Here is a 15784-nt window from a genome sequence, read left to right as displayed (position 1 = left end):
GTAAGTTAATCAGAAACAAACTTATTAACACTTATTTTGTGTATTTTCTTTTTCTTACAAAAAGAAATATACCACCAAATATACTTAATAAAAGTATGGGAACCCCTATGTTTATTAATTTTATAGAAAATTCGTTCGTTTCTATTTTTTCATGATCTAAAAATGCCAGCTTAATTTCTTTTCCTCGAATGTTTATAAGTCCGTTGTCGTCTAAAAGGTAATTCATGCAGTTAACTAAGAAATCTTTGTTTCCATAGATCTGTTGAGTCCATGGGTCGATACCGTTCATCAAAGGTTTTTTATTGGCATAATTGTAATTGATGATATCGCCGTCGCTTATAATAATCATTTTGTTGTCTACACTTTGATCGAGCGATTTTGGTAGGTTAACCGGTTTTATACGGTTTTTAAAACCACTGGTAAAATTCCCCTCTAATAAAACCCCTAGTATTTGTGAACCCTGATTAAAATAATCGGGTTGCAGCGTACCTGAATATCTGTTTAGGTTAATTTCTATAGGAGTACCTATAACTTTAGATTGTGGAGAACTTTCTAATAGTACTGTTTTTTTAATACCGTTATTGAGTGTGTCTATCTGATTGGCAAACTCTAACTTAACAACGTTGATATTTTTGTTAATAGGGTGGTTTTCTGGTGATACAGTTATCGGACTCAATAACCAATCTAATGGCATGTTGCCATTAGTGGTTTGTACTGTAATAGGCGTAGAAATCATATCTTCTACTAAATTATAGTTAAGTCGAACTCCGTATTTAAAAAGTAAATCATCTAAGTTTAATTTTCTAGGAAAAGCAAAGGTAGCTTGTTGCTCATTTTGTAAGCTATCAAGGTCAATAGTAACCTGATCTAAACACCAAAGGGTTTTACCACCATTCATGATGTATTGATCTATAATTTGCTTTTCGGTATCTGTAAACTCTTCGGTAGGTTTGGCTATAATAGCTGCGTCAAACTTATTTAAGTTTTCAAGTACTTTCTCAGGTTTTGATGTCAAAGAATCTAAGTCGAATTTACCTAGACGATAGTATTCTTTAAGATTTACCAGAAAGTCAGCAAAGTATTTATCACTCAACTCTCCATTACCTTTTAAAATAGCAACCTTCTTTTTTTGAATAATGGTTAATTTAGTGATAGCATCGGTAAGGTTATATTCTAATTGTTGTACCGATTTGTTAATGTTTTCATCTGCATTGCTTCCCATGTTGTTTATAAGCAACGGAACTCTCACAGTTTTTTGGCCATAGTTGGCTACTGCCCATGGGAAAATTTGAGTAAGCGATTTTTTACCATTTTCAGTAATAGGAATGTTGGTAGGCATCATGCCTAAACTATTTAAATACTGAATGGTCTCATCCGGATTTTCTTCTCCTTCTAACGGATTGGTAAAAGTGAAGATGATATTATCGTTTTCGTTTTTATATTGTTCTAATAATTGTTGTAATTCGTATTGAAGTTTTTTAAACTGTGCAGGGAATTCGCCTTGTAATAGAACATCAACATATAAAGGTTGGTCTACATTGTCTAAAGCATTTAAGGTTGTTTCAGAAAGCGTGTAGCGTTTGTCTTTGGTAACATCAAAACGAAGATAATAATCTGAAAGTACCCAGTTAATAAGAACCAGTAAAAGGGCAACAACAAGTATTTGTACGGGTGTTTTTTTTATCATTACTGGTGTAGTTTTTTTAGTTTAACGGTAGTTAGGTATAGAAAGAAAAAAGTAAAAGATATAAAATAGATGATGTCTCTAGTGTCTATAACTCCACGACTAATATTGTTATAATGTGCTTTTAAACCAAAGCTACTTATAAGTAACGGATTGCTTTCATTTAATCCACTTAGTAGCTCAGGGCCATATAGCAGTAAAAAGCTACAACAAATGGCAATAATAAAAGCAACAATTTGATTTTCTGATAGGGTAGAAGCAAAAAGCCCTACTGCAGTATAAGTGCAAATTAAAAAGAAAAGTCCTAAGTAAGAACCTAATATACTACCTAAATCTATATTTCCAACAGGTTGTCCTAGAGTATATACCGTGTAAACATAAATTAAAGTAGGAACCAAAGCAATAAATGTAAGTAATAGGGCAGCAAAAAATTTAGCACTAACTAAAGCCGGTAGACTTATAGGTTTCGTAAATAAAATTTCGAGCATACCTTGTTTTTTCTCTTCTGAAAATCCTTTCATGGTGATTGCGGGAATTAAGAAAAGCATAAGCCACGGAGCTAGAAAGAAAAAACCGTTGATGTCGGCAAAGCCATTGTCTAAAATATTGTAGTCTCCTTTAAATACCCATAAGAATAAGCTACTAGCGGTTAGAAAAACCCCGATAACTAAATACCCTATAGGAGAAGCAAAAAAGGAATTGATTTCTTTTTTTAAGATTGCGTACATGAATGCTAATTTATGCTAATGATACAAGTTTGTCAACGCTCCATGCCTCGGCTTTATTGCCAAACCATGCTTTAGTTGTTTTCCATACCTCTTTAAACAAGTCGGAGTTACGATAGTTTTCAAGGTCGGCCTCGTCTTGCCAGTAGCTATAGGTGAAAAATATATGTGGTTCGTTTTTGTCTTGATAGAGTTCAAGAAATTCACAGCCTTCAAAGTTTCTAATAAGCTCTTTTTTAGCCTCAAACATAGCTTTGAATTCTTCTACTTTTTCAGGTTGAAAAGTTAATTTCACTATTCTAATAAACATATGTTTTAATCAATAAAATTAATAAAGACAGAATCGGGGTAGCGTAATCCTAACAAAGAAGAAGCTCCGCCAACGGTTTGTAAGTTGCTTTTGTAAATAGCAAGCTCTAAATATCCTGCTTCATTAAAAAGCGCTAATTTTTTTCCGTCTTCATTTCGTTTTTCATTAGCAATGTCAAAGTTAATACTTTCACTGTATTTGTTGTAAATTTTGGTAAACTTATAGTTAAGTACTGTAATTTCAAAGGCTCTCCCCTTACGTATTAAGTCAAACCAATTTTTGGTAATATTTGTAACTACGTTCCCGTAATTGTCTACATGAATAACGTTTCCAGTAATTAAATTTTCGTTATTATTGAGTGATGGGGTAAGGTTTTTAACCTCCTTAACAGTTTGTACTCGTCTCCCTAACAATTCCAGGCGTCCTCCACGTGCAATGTGGCATGCAGCTCTTGCAAAAATATGGGTTGGTGTTAAGGTTTTATCTGGCAAGTCTATGGTAATTAACATCTCAAAATTACCCTTTGGAGCAATCAGTAAAAAAATACCATTGTCGGCTCCTATAAAATAATGTCCATCATAAAGTGCTACCACATGGGGTTGCTCTGGTGTTTTTTCAGAATCAATACCAATAATATGAATACTACCTTTGGGGTAATGTTGATAAGCTGTTTTTAGGGTGTAAGCACCTTCGTGAATGTTAAACGGACTTATTAAGTGGCTAATGTCCACAATAGTAGCCTGTTCTAATTCTGCGTAAATAGCACCTTTTAGTACAGCTACATACGGGTCTTTTAAACCAAAATCAGATGTAAGAGTAATTATAGCCATACAGGTTAAGGGTCTGTAGTATTTAAAAAATACAGAAAATTAAATCGTTTAATTAGTCAACATAAAGTTGTTCATAAATCAAACACAAACGTACAAAAACTAGCTAAAATTTCAGTACTTTGTAGTATATTTATATTCATATCTTTTAAAAGATTTATAACTAAAATTAGAAGAGCTTTTGAACGAAATCGTTGTTGAACTTACCGAGGTGAATCCAAGAGATTTTTTTGGAGAAAGAAATCACAATATCGAAATTTTAAAGAAATATTTTCCGAAGCTACGTATTGTGGCTAGAGGAAATAAAATCAAAGCCTTTGGAGAAGAGGGTGTCCTAGAGGAGTTTGACAAGCGACTGGATATGCTGGTCACGCACTTTGGTAAGTATAATAAACTTGATGAAAACACTATTGAACGTATTCTTACGTACGACTCGAGAGAGGCGTATGAGGGTGCTAGTAGTGATATGGGTGAAGTGTTGCTTCATGGGGTTAGTGGAAAGATTATTAAAGCGCAAACGGTTAACCAAAAGAAAATAGTGAACCTGATGCAGAAAAACGACATGCTTTTTGCAATTGGCCCTGCTGGTACAGGTAAAACCTATACTGGGGTAGCATTGGCTGTAAAGGCATTAAAGGAGAAGCAGGTTCGTAGAATTATATTAACCAGGCCAGCAGTGGAGGCAGGTGAAAACCTTGGTTTCTTACCAGGAGATTTAAAAGAAAAGCTTGATCCATACATGCAACCGTTGTATGATGCCCTTAGAGATATGATACCTGCAGAAAAATTGTCTAGTTATATTGAAAAGGATATTATACAAATTGCACCTTTAGCATTTATGAGGGGTAGAACTTTAGATAATGCTTTTGTAATTTTAGATGAGGCACAGAATACCACTCATGCGCAGATGAAAATGTTTTTAACACGTATGGGGAAAAATGCCAAGTTTATGATTACTGGTGACCCAGGACAGATAGATTTGCCAAGACGTGTGATATCTGGACTTAAAGAGGCTCTGTTAGTATTGGCTAATGTACCCGGTATTGGCATTGTGTATTTAGATGATAAAGATGTAATACGTCACCGTTTGGTAAAAGAAATTGTAGATGCTTATAAAAAAATTGAGCATGATAATTAACAACCGATAAAGCTGTTGTATCTTTGCAACTTTTAAAATTAAGAACCTTATGAATACTATTACAAGCTCAAACTTTACATTTCCCGGACAGAAATCGGTGTACAAAGGAAAGGTGAGAGAAGTTTATAATATTAATGATGAGATTTTGGTAATGATTGCCACTGATCGTCTTTCTGCGTTTGATGTGGTAATGCCAAAAGGAATTCCTTTTAAAGGACAAATATTAAACCAGATTGCTACCAAGTTTATGGAGCAAACACAAGATATTGTACCTAATTGGTTACTAGCAACACCAGACCCTAATGTAGCGGTTGGTCATTTGTGTGAGCCGTTTAAAGTTGAAATGGTGATTCGTGGGTATTTAAGCGGACATGCAGCTAGAGAATACAAAGCTGGTAAACGTTTACTTTGTGGGGTAGCTATGGCAGAAGGAATGAAGGAGAACGATAAATTCCCTGAGCCAATTATTACACCATCTACCAAAGCGGATAATGGAGAACATGATGAAGATATTTCTCGTGAGGATATTTTAGCAAATGGGATTGTTAGTGAAGAGGATTATATTCAGTTAGAAAAATATACCCGTGCATTGTTTCAAAGAGGTACGGAAATAGCTGCCGAGCGTGGACTTATCTTAGTGGATACTAAATATGAGTTTGGTAAAACCAAAGATGGTAAGATTGTTTTAATTGATGAGATTCATACGCCCGATTCTTCTCGTTACTTCTACGCAGAAGGGTACGAAGAATTACAAGCGAAAGAAGAGCCTCAAAAACAATTGTCTAAAGAGTTTGTACGTCAGTGGTTAATTAGTAATGGTTTCCAGGGGAAAGAAGGGCAACAGATTCCTGAAATGACAGATGAATATATAGAAACCGTTTCTGCACGTTATATTGAGCTATACGAAAATATTATGGCCGAAAAATTTGTAAAAGCAGATATCACCAGTATTGAGGAGCGTATAGAAAAAAATGTTCTTGCATATTTAAGTAAATAAGAATTTCTTAAAATACATAAAAATCTCTCTGAGGAATCAGGGAGATTTTTTTTATGGAATACATTCCTATGGTTTAGTTGCTTTTAAGGCGTAAACCATTGGTATTTTGTCTTCTAGGTGTTGGATACGGAATTTTCCTGGGGATACTTCTACGGTATGATTAAAACAGTTGTAGGGAGAATAATCAAATTCTTCGAGTATATTTAATTGCAAACCGTTATTGATAAGACTGGTAATGACTTCACTCATCGCGTGGTTCCATGTAATGGTTTGTGTGGTAATGTTTGCTTCGGTATCGGCATAGGTACCGCTTTCGGTTTCAATAATAGTATCTGACTTAAAATAGTTGTAGGCTACACCTTTAAAGTCATAGTCGAACATCCATACTACGGGGTGAAACTCAGCAAATACAAATTGCCCGCCCGGTTTTAAGTAGGTAGAAATTAGTTTAGCCCATTGATCTAAATCGGGTAACCAGCCAATAGTTCCATAACTAGTAAATACCATATCAAATTGCTGGTTGAGGTGTTTTGGTAAATCGTAAATATTACAACAAATAAACTGAGTATCTGTATTTGTTTTATCTGCTAATTCTTTAGCAGCATCTATAGCTTTGTCTGATAGGTCTACTCCGGTAGCCTTAGCGCCAAGCCGACTTAACGAAATGGTATCTTGTCCAAAATGACATTGCAAGTGTAAAATGGTTTTACCTTTAAGATCACCTAACAGGTTTAGTTCAATATCGTTTAGAGAGCATTTGCCTTTAATAAATTCTGCTACATCATAAAACTCTGAAGCCAAATGGAAATCGGTTTTACGGTTCCAGGTAGTTCGGTTTACGTTTATATAATCTTCTTCCGGATTCATAGCTGCTAATTTTAAAGACTAAAGATAAAGGAAATATTCTGTAAGGCAATTAATAGAATAAAGGCATATGGTAAGTACAAGAGAAAGGTAGTTGTAGACTTTTTAAAAATTTTTCTCTAAATCTTGTGGAAATCTATCTAGGTTACGGGATGCCGTATGGTTTTAGAAAAGAACTTTTCGACTTTTGCTTTGTAACTAATAAAAAACAATTATGAAAAAAATTTTATTACTGGTACTGATTAGTATTGCTTTTTACTCATGTTCAGGTCCTCTGGGTAAAAATTATAGTGACGATACGTTTATAGAAGATGCAAAAGCGATTAAAGAGTCTGGAGACTTGGATGATGCAGAGAGTGAAATGCTTATGGGTTGGATTCTTAAAGCGAAATTGAAAGGAGATAGTTTGGAAGGAAAAACGTATAAAGAAATACTTAAAGAAGCAAAGGATTATAAACAAGAACAAGAGGCACTAGCAGAAAAAGCTAGAATAGAGGAAGAAGAAAAGCGTCAAAAATTGGGAGCGGCATTAACGGTAGCTATGTACAATAAAGGGTACGAGGAGTATGATTACGATAAGTATTTAACCTACAGTCTGGTTTTTGAGAACAAAACTGATAAAGAAATTCGTGCTTTTAAAGGTTCTTTAGCAATCAATGATCTTTTTGATGCTGAAATAAAAACAATTAATCTAACTATTGACGAACCAATAAAAGCAGGGGAGACGTATAAAGGAACGTATACTACCGATTACAATCAATTTAGGGATGAAGATAAGCGCCTTAAGAATAAGGATATGAAAGATTTAAACGTAGTTTGGACACCTGAAAAAATCATTTTTGCCGATGGTACTACACTAGAGTAAAAAGTATAACCAGTGTAGGTTAACTTTCTCTTTATAAAAATTAGCAGCGTAATTTTTATGATATCTTAAAAGCTACCGCCTGTATAAGGCGGTAGTTTTGTTATTGAAAATGATAAATTACTTTCATGTTTTAGTGTTTTTACATTAACACGAATGTTGAATTGATAAAGTAACGGTATTATGAATGGATTAGAATTAAGAGAAAAGTGGGAACAATCTATAAAAACGGTTGATATACGTTTTATAGAAATGGTAGACGCTTTATATGAAGGTTATTTTAAAAATGAAACTGTAGCATATCATCCTGATGGTAAGCCAATGTCTCGATATGAGTATAAAGCAGCTTTAGATAGGGCAGCTTCTCAAATAGAAAATGGGGACTATATATCTGCGGATGATTTTGAAAATGAGGATTAAATGTCTGAGACAGTTACGCAAGTAGTTTGGACACGTCAAGCGAGAGAATCTCTTAACGCAATTTTAGATTACCGCTATAAGGAAACTCCATCGGCAATAAGTATTGTGAAAAAAGATGTTATTAGGGCTTCTAAAGCATTAGTTTTTGCAAAGCAATATCAAGGAAGACGAAATATTTCCCGAGTATCGAAGAATTATAGTACGCGACTATAAAATATTATATAGGTACCTAGAGGGTGTAGTCTATATAATGAATGTTGTTTGCACGTTGGTTAAATAGGTTTTATTAGTACTTAGTTAATTAAGTTGATTATAATTAGTATTTCCAATATCATCATCAGATAGATTTGAGAAATCTCTTATCGCTAAAATATATTTTTTAGAATCACTTGAAAAGTTACCAAAGATAAATTGTCTGGTTATTGCTCTGATAAAAATTTCAATTTTTGAAATAATTAAACTATTTGATTTGGTGTAGATTAAATCTATGTTTGTCGGCCATTGGAACTAAGGCTATCGCTAGTAGCGTTCCTGTACCTAAAGATAAAAAAAACCGCCCCATAAGAGGCGGGGTTTTCATAGCAATTAATTCCCAATAAGTGTTCAATCTACCAATGCTTCCTGATTTCTAAAAACCAATTCGTCGTCAAAGGCATCGAGCAGAATAATACTTTCTGTGGTAATAGTACCTTTTAAAATATCTTTTGAAAGTGCGTTTAATACCTCTCTTTGTATCACTCTTTTTACAGGTCGGGCTCCAAATTGTGGGTCAAAACCTGCTTTGGCTAAATGAGCTATGGCTTCGTTGGTAGCATCTAGCGTAATATGTTGTTTAGCCAACATTTTGGCAACACCTTTTAATTGTAACCCTACAATTTCAGAGATGTTAGTCGCAGTAAGCGGTGTAAACATTACAATATCATCAATACGATTTAGAAATTCTGGTCGTACTGTTTGTTTTAGTAAGCCTAAAACTTCCACTTTGGCCATTTCAATAGCCGCTTCTACATCTTTGGTAGCCTCAAATTTCTCTTGAATAATATGGCTACCCATATTACTGGTCATAATAATAATGGTGTTTTTAAAGTCGGCAATTCTACCTTTATTATCCGTTAATCTACCTTCATCTAACACCTGTAATAAGATGTTAAATGTATCGGGGTGCGCTTTTTCAATTTCATCCAGTAACACCACAGAGTAGGGTTTTCTACGTACTGCTTCGGTTAATTGTCCGCCTTCATCATACCCAACATATCCCGGAGGCGCACCTACCAATCTACTTACACTATGGTGCTCTTGGTACTCACTCATATCAATACGTGTCATCGCGCTATCATCATCAAAAAGGTACTCAGCCAAGGCTTTTGCTAGCTCTGTTTTACCTACTCCGGTAGTCCCTAAAAACAGAAACGAACCTATAGGACGGTTGGCGTCTTGCAGTCCGGCACGACTTCTCCTTATCGCGTCAGATACCGCCTGAATAGCTTCTTCTTGTCCAACCACGCGTTTGTGTAATTCATCCTCAAGGCGCAATAATTTTTCGCGTTCGCTTTGTAACATTTTCGTAATAGGGATACCAGTCCATTTGGCCACTACCTCTGCTATGTCGTCGTTTGTTACCTCTTCTTTAATCAGTGAGTTATCATTGTTTTCTTCAAGTTCTTGTTGAAGCGTATTTAGCTCTTCTTGAGCCTCTTTTATTTTCCCGTAGCGCAACTCTGCTACCTTACCATAGTCACCATCCCTTTCGGCTTTTTCGGCTTCTAGTTTATAGTTTTCAATAGCTTCTTTAGCTGATTGTACACGGTCTACCACATCCTTTTCAGATTGCCATTTTGCATAGATAGTATTACGGTCTTCTTTCAGATTCGCAAGGTCGGCATTTAACGACTTCAACTTCAACTCATCGTTCTCACGTTTGATGGCTTCAATCTCAATTTCCAATTGCATAATCTTTCTATCCAACACATCTAACTCTTCCGGTTTCGAGTTGATTTCCATACGTAATTTAGAAGCAGCTTCATCCATTAAGTCAATAGCCTTATCCGGTAAAAAACGATTGGTAATATATCGTTGCGATAATTCTACTGCTGCTATAATAGCTTCGTCTTTAATACGCACCTTGTGGTGTGTTTCGTATTTTTCTTTAATACCTCTTAAGATAGAAATGGCACTTTCGGTATCTGGTTCATCAACGGTTACTTTTTGGAAACGACGTTCCAGTGCCTTGTCTTTCTCAAAGTATTTTTGATACTCATCTAACGTAGTTGCGCCAATAGCTCTTAGCTCACCACGAGCCAATGCAGGTTTTAAAATATTGGCGGCATCCATAGCTCCTTGTCCGCCACCGGCACCTACAAGGGTGTGAATTTCGTCAATAAATAGAACAATATCTCCTTCGGCTGAGGTTACTTCTTTAACCACTGCTTTCAAACGTTCCTCAAACTCACCTTTGTATTTGGCTCCGGCAATTAACGCTCCCATGTCTAACGAATAGATAATCTTATTCTTTAAGTTTTCAGGTATATCTCCTTGTACAATACGGTGGGCTAAGCCTTCTGCAATGGCTGTTTTACCAACACCGGGTTCCCCAATCAACATAGGGTTGTTTTTGGTTCTACGCGATAAGATTTGTAATATCCTACGAATCTCTTCGTCTCTACCAATAACAGGGTCTAACTTACCAGATTCTGCCAGCTCGTTTAGGTTCTTAGCGTATTTGTTTAAGGAGTTATAGGTTTCCTCTGCACTTTGTGAGGTTACTTTATCTCCGTTACGTAATTGTTTAATAGCTTCTGTAAGATCTTTTTCTGTAACGCCCTGATCTTTTAGAATGTGTGCTATTTTACTTTTTGATTTAAAAATGGCGATTAAAATATGTTCAATCGAAACATATTCGTCTCCCATTTTTTTAGCAACGCTTACCGCCTCGTTTAAAGCAGTGCCTGCCTCACGAGAAAGCATTACATCAGATCCAGACACTTTAGCGAAACTCTGTAGGGTACTTTCCAAAATTTGTGTTAGTAGCTGAACATTTACATTCAGTTTTTTTAACAAGAACGGAAGTACATTTTCATCAACTTCTGCAATGGCTTTAAATATGTGCTCATTTTCAATTTGTTGATGTCCATACCCGTGGGCAATTTGTTGTGCCTGCTGTATGGCCTCTTGCGATTTAATAGTGAAATTATTGAAATTCATAGCTTTTTATATTTTCCTTATTTATTTCTAATTTTGCTATGAGAACAGCAATTGTTGTTCCAAATGTAAAAACCGACATAAAGTCAGTGTTTATAGTGATTTGGTAAGACAATTTGTCTTTCGATATCTTTTATAAAGTTACGTAACAATCAAATAGTATGGGCATATTTAACAGCATTTTTGGAAAAAACTCCAATGAAGAAACCACCACATTTCCGTGGGTTCCTTTAGAAAGTATAGAGCAATTAGATACGATAGTAGATGAGAGCAAGGAACAGGTAGTAGCTATTTTTAAACACAGTGTACGTTGTGGTATTAGTGCTATGGTAAAACGTGGTTTTGAGAATCATGAAAATAGCAATTCAGGAGTAAAGCTATATTATTTAGATCTGATTACTTACCGACCTATCTCTAATGAAATTGCAGATCGCTTTGGTGTTGTGCATGAGAGTCCGCAATTAATTATTATTAAAAATGGGGAAGCTATAAAGGCTACTTCTCATGGTTCTATTAATGATATAGATTTGAGTCAGTTTTAATATAATAGAACTATATTTCAGTGTTTATTTTGTGTTTACACAAAACGAAGATTCGCAATTTTAAAAAATAAAATGAGGCTTCTTTATTTAATAAGAAGCCCCATTTTTGCCTAATTACATTTTTATTTACAAAGTATACTCCTTTAAAATACGTTTCATTTTATCTTTTAAGTTTTCGGCGGCATCGTATACCATTTGTTCATCGGTAGGGAAGTCTAGTGCAGCTACTTCTAATAAATCCAACTGACTAGTTCCTAATGCTCTTCTGTCGCCTTTATGTGTTCCGTAGCTGTTTTTAAATACAAACTGACTACTTAATGGATAGCTGTCTAAAACTTCGTTGGCTTTTACATCGTATAAAGCTACAGAGGCGGTTACTTTGGCCGTTTTGTTTTGAGTAAACTGATAAAAAGTACATACCACCGTTTTATATCTATCTGTCATAATGTAATTGCCTTCACTATCTTTTACTTTATTTCCGTCTTCATCATACACATAGGTTTTACCGTCTACTACTTGTTTTTCTGTTATATATTCTTTTTCTTTAACATACTCTGGACCCACTTCTATGGTTTCAAAATTCATTGTGATTTGGTAGTCATAAGTTATATCGTTCTGTGGATGGCTATCAAACACTGTCCAGTTAGAGCTTAAACCATAGCTGTTAAAGTCGAGTAACTCCTGTTCTAATTGATACGGAATCATCACATTAGTAGCGTTTGCAATCGTTACTGCAATATGTTCGGTTCCTTTGTCTAAAGCTTCTTGTAATAATGTTTCGGTATCTTTATAACTAGGATTTAATGAATTTAAGTACTGCAAATCTTCATATACATTTCTATACACATATTTTGGTTGTTCCTGAGCTAAAGTAGCTACAGCTGTTTGATATAAATACTCTGATAAAGCTGTTTTAGCAGTCGCTATATCTGTTGTGTAATCACTTATATGAAATGTGGCTATTCTGCTTTCAGAAGCCACCGAAAGGGGGAATAATGGCTTAATATAGTTTTGTCTATTAGCTAAAGCTATATACAAAGTATAGATTTCTTCTAAATACGCGGCGTTATCCGCTTGTTGTAAAGAAGCAATTTTTTCCAAGTCTTTTTCATTCGCCTTTGCATACGCATCTTCTAACAATACCACATACTCATCACTATTTTTACGGTTGATATTGTTTTGCAATTTATTTACTGCTTTTGTTATAGCAGTATCATAATTACCGGAATACAAAGCTTGTTCGGTTTGTTTTACGCCGCTACACGCTGTTAGCAACACAATAACTAAGATGAAAGTAATTTTTTTCATAAGCTATACTTTATGATTTGTATACTTATGGATATTCAAGTACTATGCCAAAAAGAAAATAAAAAAGCCTTGAAGAATTCAAGGCTTTGATTTTTAATGTTTTAAATAATATTATTTAATCGTAATAGCAGGAAGTAACTTATTAGAAACTTCTCCGAAACCAATACGTACTTTATCGTTTTTACAATACCCCTTTATGCTAATGGTATCGTTATCGTTCACAAATAAACGACTGCCACCATCTTCTAAAGTTACAGGCTCTTTACCGCATTTGGTAAGTTCAAGCAGTGAGCTGTACGAGTCTGGTGTGTCACCCGATAAGGCTCCACTAGCCATCATATCACCACTGTTTACTTTACAACCATTTATGGTATGGTGCGCCAATTGTTGCGCCATATTCCAATACATGTATTTGGCATTCGATTTAGAAAGTACGGTGCTACTTCCGTCAGGAGTTATTAAGGATGCTTCCAGGTGAATATCAAAATTCTTATGACCTTCCGATTGTAAATACTCAAATGGTGTAGGTTCTTGTACCGGGCCTTCAGTTCTAAAGGGTTCCAAAGCATCTATAATGACAATCCATGGAGAAATAGAGCATGCAAAGTTTTTAGCTAAAAACGCACCTAAAGGTTCTTGTTCCCATTTTTGAATATCACGTGCACTCCAATCATTTAGCAATACCATGCCAAAAATATAATCTTCGGCTTCTTTTACCGGTACCGGATCTCCTAAGACGTTGGCATCGGTTGTAATAAAAGCAACTTCCATTTCAAAGTCCACTTTTTGAGAAGTGCCAAAAACCGGATTGGCAGAATTTGCAGGAAACATTTGTCCGTGCGGTCTTCTAATCGGAATGTCTGAAGTTACAATAGAGGAACTTCTTCCGTGGTATCCTATTGGTATGTGTAGCCAGTTAGGTAGTAGGTCAGATTCTCCTTCGTTTAATAATTCTTCAATATTTTTTGCGTGCTGCTTGCTCGAGTAGAAATCTGTATAATCTCCAATCAATACAGGCATTTGCATTTCAATCTCATCAAGAGTAAATAAAATTACTTCTTTGTGAGCTTCATTGTCTCTTAACTCTGGATTTTCAACATCAAAAATCGAACTAATACGACCTCTAACTGCTCTCCAAGTTTGTTTTCCGTCCGATATAAAATCGTTCAGGGTATCTTGTAAAAAAATATCATCAGTTAATGGAATATCTTTAAAATACCCTAATTGATGCAGTGCACCAAGGTCTATAGCGGTATCTCCTATACGGGTTCCTATGGTAATTACATCGTCTCTAGTTAAAAACACTCCAAACGGAATATTCTGTATTGGAAAGTCAGAACCTTCCGGCACGGTTATCCATGAAGTTTTATTTGGGTCGTTAACTTTACTTGGCATTTTATCTAATTGTTAATTACTTTTTTAATAAATATTATTCAAATATATAAGAATATTACAATTAGCGAGCAGGATTTAGTATTTTTGCTTTTTATTTAACGAAATCAAATATAATGCAACGGGACGAAGAGATTTTTGAACTTATTGAGGCTGAAAAAGACAGACAAGTTAATGGTTTGGAATTAATAGCTTCTGAAAATTTTGTGAGCGAACAAGTAATGGAGGCTGCGGGTTCTATACTTACTAACAAATACGCTGAGGGTTATCCAGGAAAGCGCTATTATGGTGGATGTGAGGTAGTAGATGAAATAGAAACGATTGCTATAGAACGTGCTAAGGCACTTTTTGGTGCTGCTTATGCTAACGTACAACCACACAGTGGATCTCAGGCTAATACGGCTGTATTTGCTGCCTGTTTAAAGCCGGGTGATAAGATTTTAGGATTCGACCTATCGCATGGAGGACACCTTACGCATGGTTCACCTGTAAACTTTTCAGGTAAATTATACAACCCTGTATTCTACGGAGTAGAGCAGGAAACAGGAATGTTGAACTACGATAAAATTGAAGAAATTGCAAAAGCTGAGAAACCACAATTAATTATTGCCGGAGCTTCTGCGTATTCAAGAGATATCGATTTTAAACGTTTCAGAGCTATTGCAGATAGCGTTGGTGCTATTTTAATGGCAGATATTTCGCACCCTGCGGGATTAATAGCTAAAGGTGTTTTAAACGATCCGATTCCTCATTGTCATGTAGTAACTACTACTACACATAAAACATTGCGTGGACCACGTGGAGGTTTGATTTTAATGGGAGAAGATTTTGAAAACCCTTTCGGATTAAAAACGCCTAAAGGTATTGTACGTATGATGTCTTCTTTATTTGATAGTGCGGTTTTCCCTGGTAACCAAGGTGGTCCATTAGAGCATATTATTGCTGCTAAGGCCATTGCTTTTGGTGAGGCGTTAACCGATGAGTTTTTAACCTATATCTTACAAGTGAAGAAAAATGCAGCTGCTATGGCACAAGCATTAGTGACTAAAGGATATAACATTATTTCTGGTGGAACTGATAACCACATGATGTTAATTGATCTTAGAAACAAGGATATTACGGGTAAAGCTGCTGAAGAAGCATTAGGAAAAGCAGACATCACCGTTAACAAAAACATGGTGCCGTTTGATGATAAGAGTCCGTTTGTAACTAGCGGTATTCGTGTTGGTACAGCTGCTGTAACTAGTAGAGGTTTAAAAGCAGATGAAATGGCTACTATTGTAGCGTATATTGATGAGGCTATTACCAATGCTGATAATGAAGAGGTGTTAGAAGCAGTAGCTATTAAAGTAAATGCTTTAATGAGCGAAAAGCCTTTGTTTACTTTCTAAGAAATAGAAGTATTTTATATAAATGAAAAGTCCGGTTCAAAAGAGCCGGACTTTTTTATTATTGGACTTATAAAGTTATTGTTTTCGAAATTTTGATATTGTATATTTATGCTATAGAGTGATTTG

At 35.3% G+C, this 15784-nt stretch carries 15 protein-coding genes; 7 read left to right on the top strand and 8 right to left on the bottom strand.

What is annotated here, in order from left to right:
- Positions 1–31: 31 nt before the first annotated feature.
- From gldG to NBRC110019_RS07575, 4 genes are read right to left on the bottom strand one after another with little or no spacing between them, the layout of a single operon-like run.
- Complete coding sequence (gldG, locus tag NBRC110019_RS07590; protein WP_281753726.1) at positions 32–1687, bottom strand: gliding motility-associated ABC transporter substrate-binding protein GldG; 1656 nt, start codon at positions 1685–1687, stop codon at positions 32–34.
- Positions 1687–2412, bottom strand: a complete 726-nt coding sequence (gene gldF, locus NBRC110019_RS07585; RefSeq protein ID WP_281753725.1) for a gliding motility-associated ABC transporter permease subunit GldF — start codon at positions 2410–2412, stop codon at positions 1687–1689. Before gldF ends, gldG begins: the two co-directional genes overlap by 1 nt.
- A gap of 10 nt (positions 2413–2422) precedes the next feature.
- A complete protein-coding gene (locus NBRC110019_RS07580; RefSeq protein WP_281753722.1) occupies positions 2423–2719 on the bottom strand; it encodes a putative quinol monooxygenase in 297 nt (98 codons plus the stop codon).
- 5 nt (positions 2720–2724) lie between these two features.
- A complete protein-coding gene (locus tag NBRC110019_RS07575) occupies positions 2725–3549 on the bottom strand; it encodes an SAM hydrolase/SAM-dependent halogenase family protein (protein ID WP_281753720.1) in 825 nt (274 codons plus the stop codon).
- 178 nt (positions 3550–3727) lie between these two features.
- On the opposite strand from NBRC110019_RS07575, the gene NBRC110019_RS07570 reads away from it, so the two are divergent.
- A complete protein-coding gene (locus NBRC110019_RS07570; RefSeq protein WP_281753718.1) occupies positions 3728–4684 on the top strand; it encodes a PhoH family protein in 957 nt (318 codons plus the stop codon).
- 49 nt (positions 4685–4733) lie between these two features.
- Positions 4734–5681 (top strand): phosphoribosylaminoimidazolesuccinocarboxamide synthase, encoded by a 948-nt coding sequence (locus tag NBRC110019_RS07565; RefSeq protein ID WP_281753716.1) that lies wholly within the window; start codon positions 4734–4736, stop codon positions 5679–5681.
- A gap of 66 nt (positions 5682–5747) precedes the next feature.
- Here NBRC110019_RS07565 and NBRC110019_RS07560 read toward each other — a convergent pair whose 3' ends face one another.
- Positions 5748–6548, bottom strand: a complete 801-nt coding sequence (locus NBRC110019_RS07560) for a class I SAM-dependent methyltransferase (protein ID WP_281753714.1) — start codon at positions 6546–6548, stop codon at positions 5748–5750.
- Between the two features lie 211 nt (positions 6549–6759).
- Between NBRC110019_RS07560 and NBRC110019_RS07555 the strand changes: the two genes are divergently transcribed.
- The 3 genes from NBRC110019_RS07555 (at position 6760) to NBRC110019_RS07545 (ending at position 8040) form a co-directional block, all read left to right on the top strand.
- A complete protein-coding gene (locus NBRC110019_RS07555; protein ID WP_281753713.1) occupies positions 6760–7410 on the top strand; it encodes a hypothetical protein in 651 nt (216 codons plus the stop codon).
- Between the two features lie 180 nt (positions 7411–7590).
- Positions 7591–7827 (top strand): hypothetical protein, encoded by a 237-nt coding sequence (locus tag NBRC110019_RS07550; RefSeq protein ID WP_281753711.1) that lies wholly within the window; start codon positions 7591–7593, stop codon positions 7825–7827.
- Positions 7828–8040 (top strand): hypothetical protein, encoded by a 213-nt coding sequence (locus NBRC110019_RS07545; RefSeq protein WP_281753709.1) that lies wholly within the window; start codon positions 7828–7830, stop codon positions 8038–8040.
- A gap of 390 nt (positions 8041–8430) precedes the next feature.
- Here the strand turns inward: NBRC110019_RS07545 and clpB are convergent, their stop codons facing one another.
- Positions 8431–11028 (bottom strand): ATP-dependent chaperone ClpB, encoded by a 2598-nt coding sequence (gene clpB, locus NBRC110019_RS07540; protein ID WP_281753707.1) that lies wholly within the window; start codon positions 11026–11028, stop codon positions 8431–8433.
- A 158-nt stretch (positions 11029–11186) separates the two neighbouring features.
- Between clpB and ytxJ the strand changes: the two genes are divergently transcribed.
- Entirely contained in the window at positions 11187–11567 is a 381-nt protein-coding gene (gene ytxJ, locus NBRC110019_RS07535) for a bacillithiol system redox-active protein YtxJ (protein ID WP_281753705.1), read from the top strand.
- 126 nt (positions 11568–11693) lie between these two features.
- Here ytxJ and NBRC110019_RS07530 read toward each other — a convergent pair whose 3' ends face one another.
- Both NBRC110019_RS07530 and fahA read right to left on the bottom strand, forming a co-directional pair.
- Positions 11694–12875, bottom strand: coding sequence for a hypothetical protein (locus tag NBRC110019_RS07530; RefSeq protein ID WP_281753703.1), 1182 nt, complete (start codon positions 12873–12875; stop codon positions 11694–11696).
- Between the two features lie 111 nt (positions 12876–12986).
- Positions 12987–14270, bottom strand: coding sequence for a fumarylacetoacetase (fahA, locus tag NBRC110019_RS07525; protein ID WP_281753701.1), 1284 nt, complete (start codon positions 14268–14270; stop codon positions 12987–12989).
- 113 nt (positions 14271–14383) lie between these two features.
- Between fahA and glyA the strand changes: the two genes are divergently transcribed.
- Entirely contained in the window at positions 14384–15658 is a 1275-nt protein-coding gene (gene glyA / locus NBRC110019_RS07520) for a serine hydroxymethyltransferase (protein ID WP_281753699.1), read from the top strand.
- The last annotated feature ends 126 nt before the right edge of the window (positions 15659–15784 follow it).

This window comes from Neptunitalea chrysea (genome assembly GCF_027924145.1).
Lineage (GTDB): Bacteria > Bacteroidota > Bacteroidia > Flavobacteriales > Flavobacteriaceae > Neptunitalea > Neptunitalea chrysea.
Note: the sequence above shows the minus strand (reverse complement) of the source record. Positions and strands in the feature narration are given on the sequence as shown.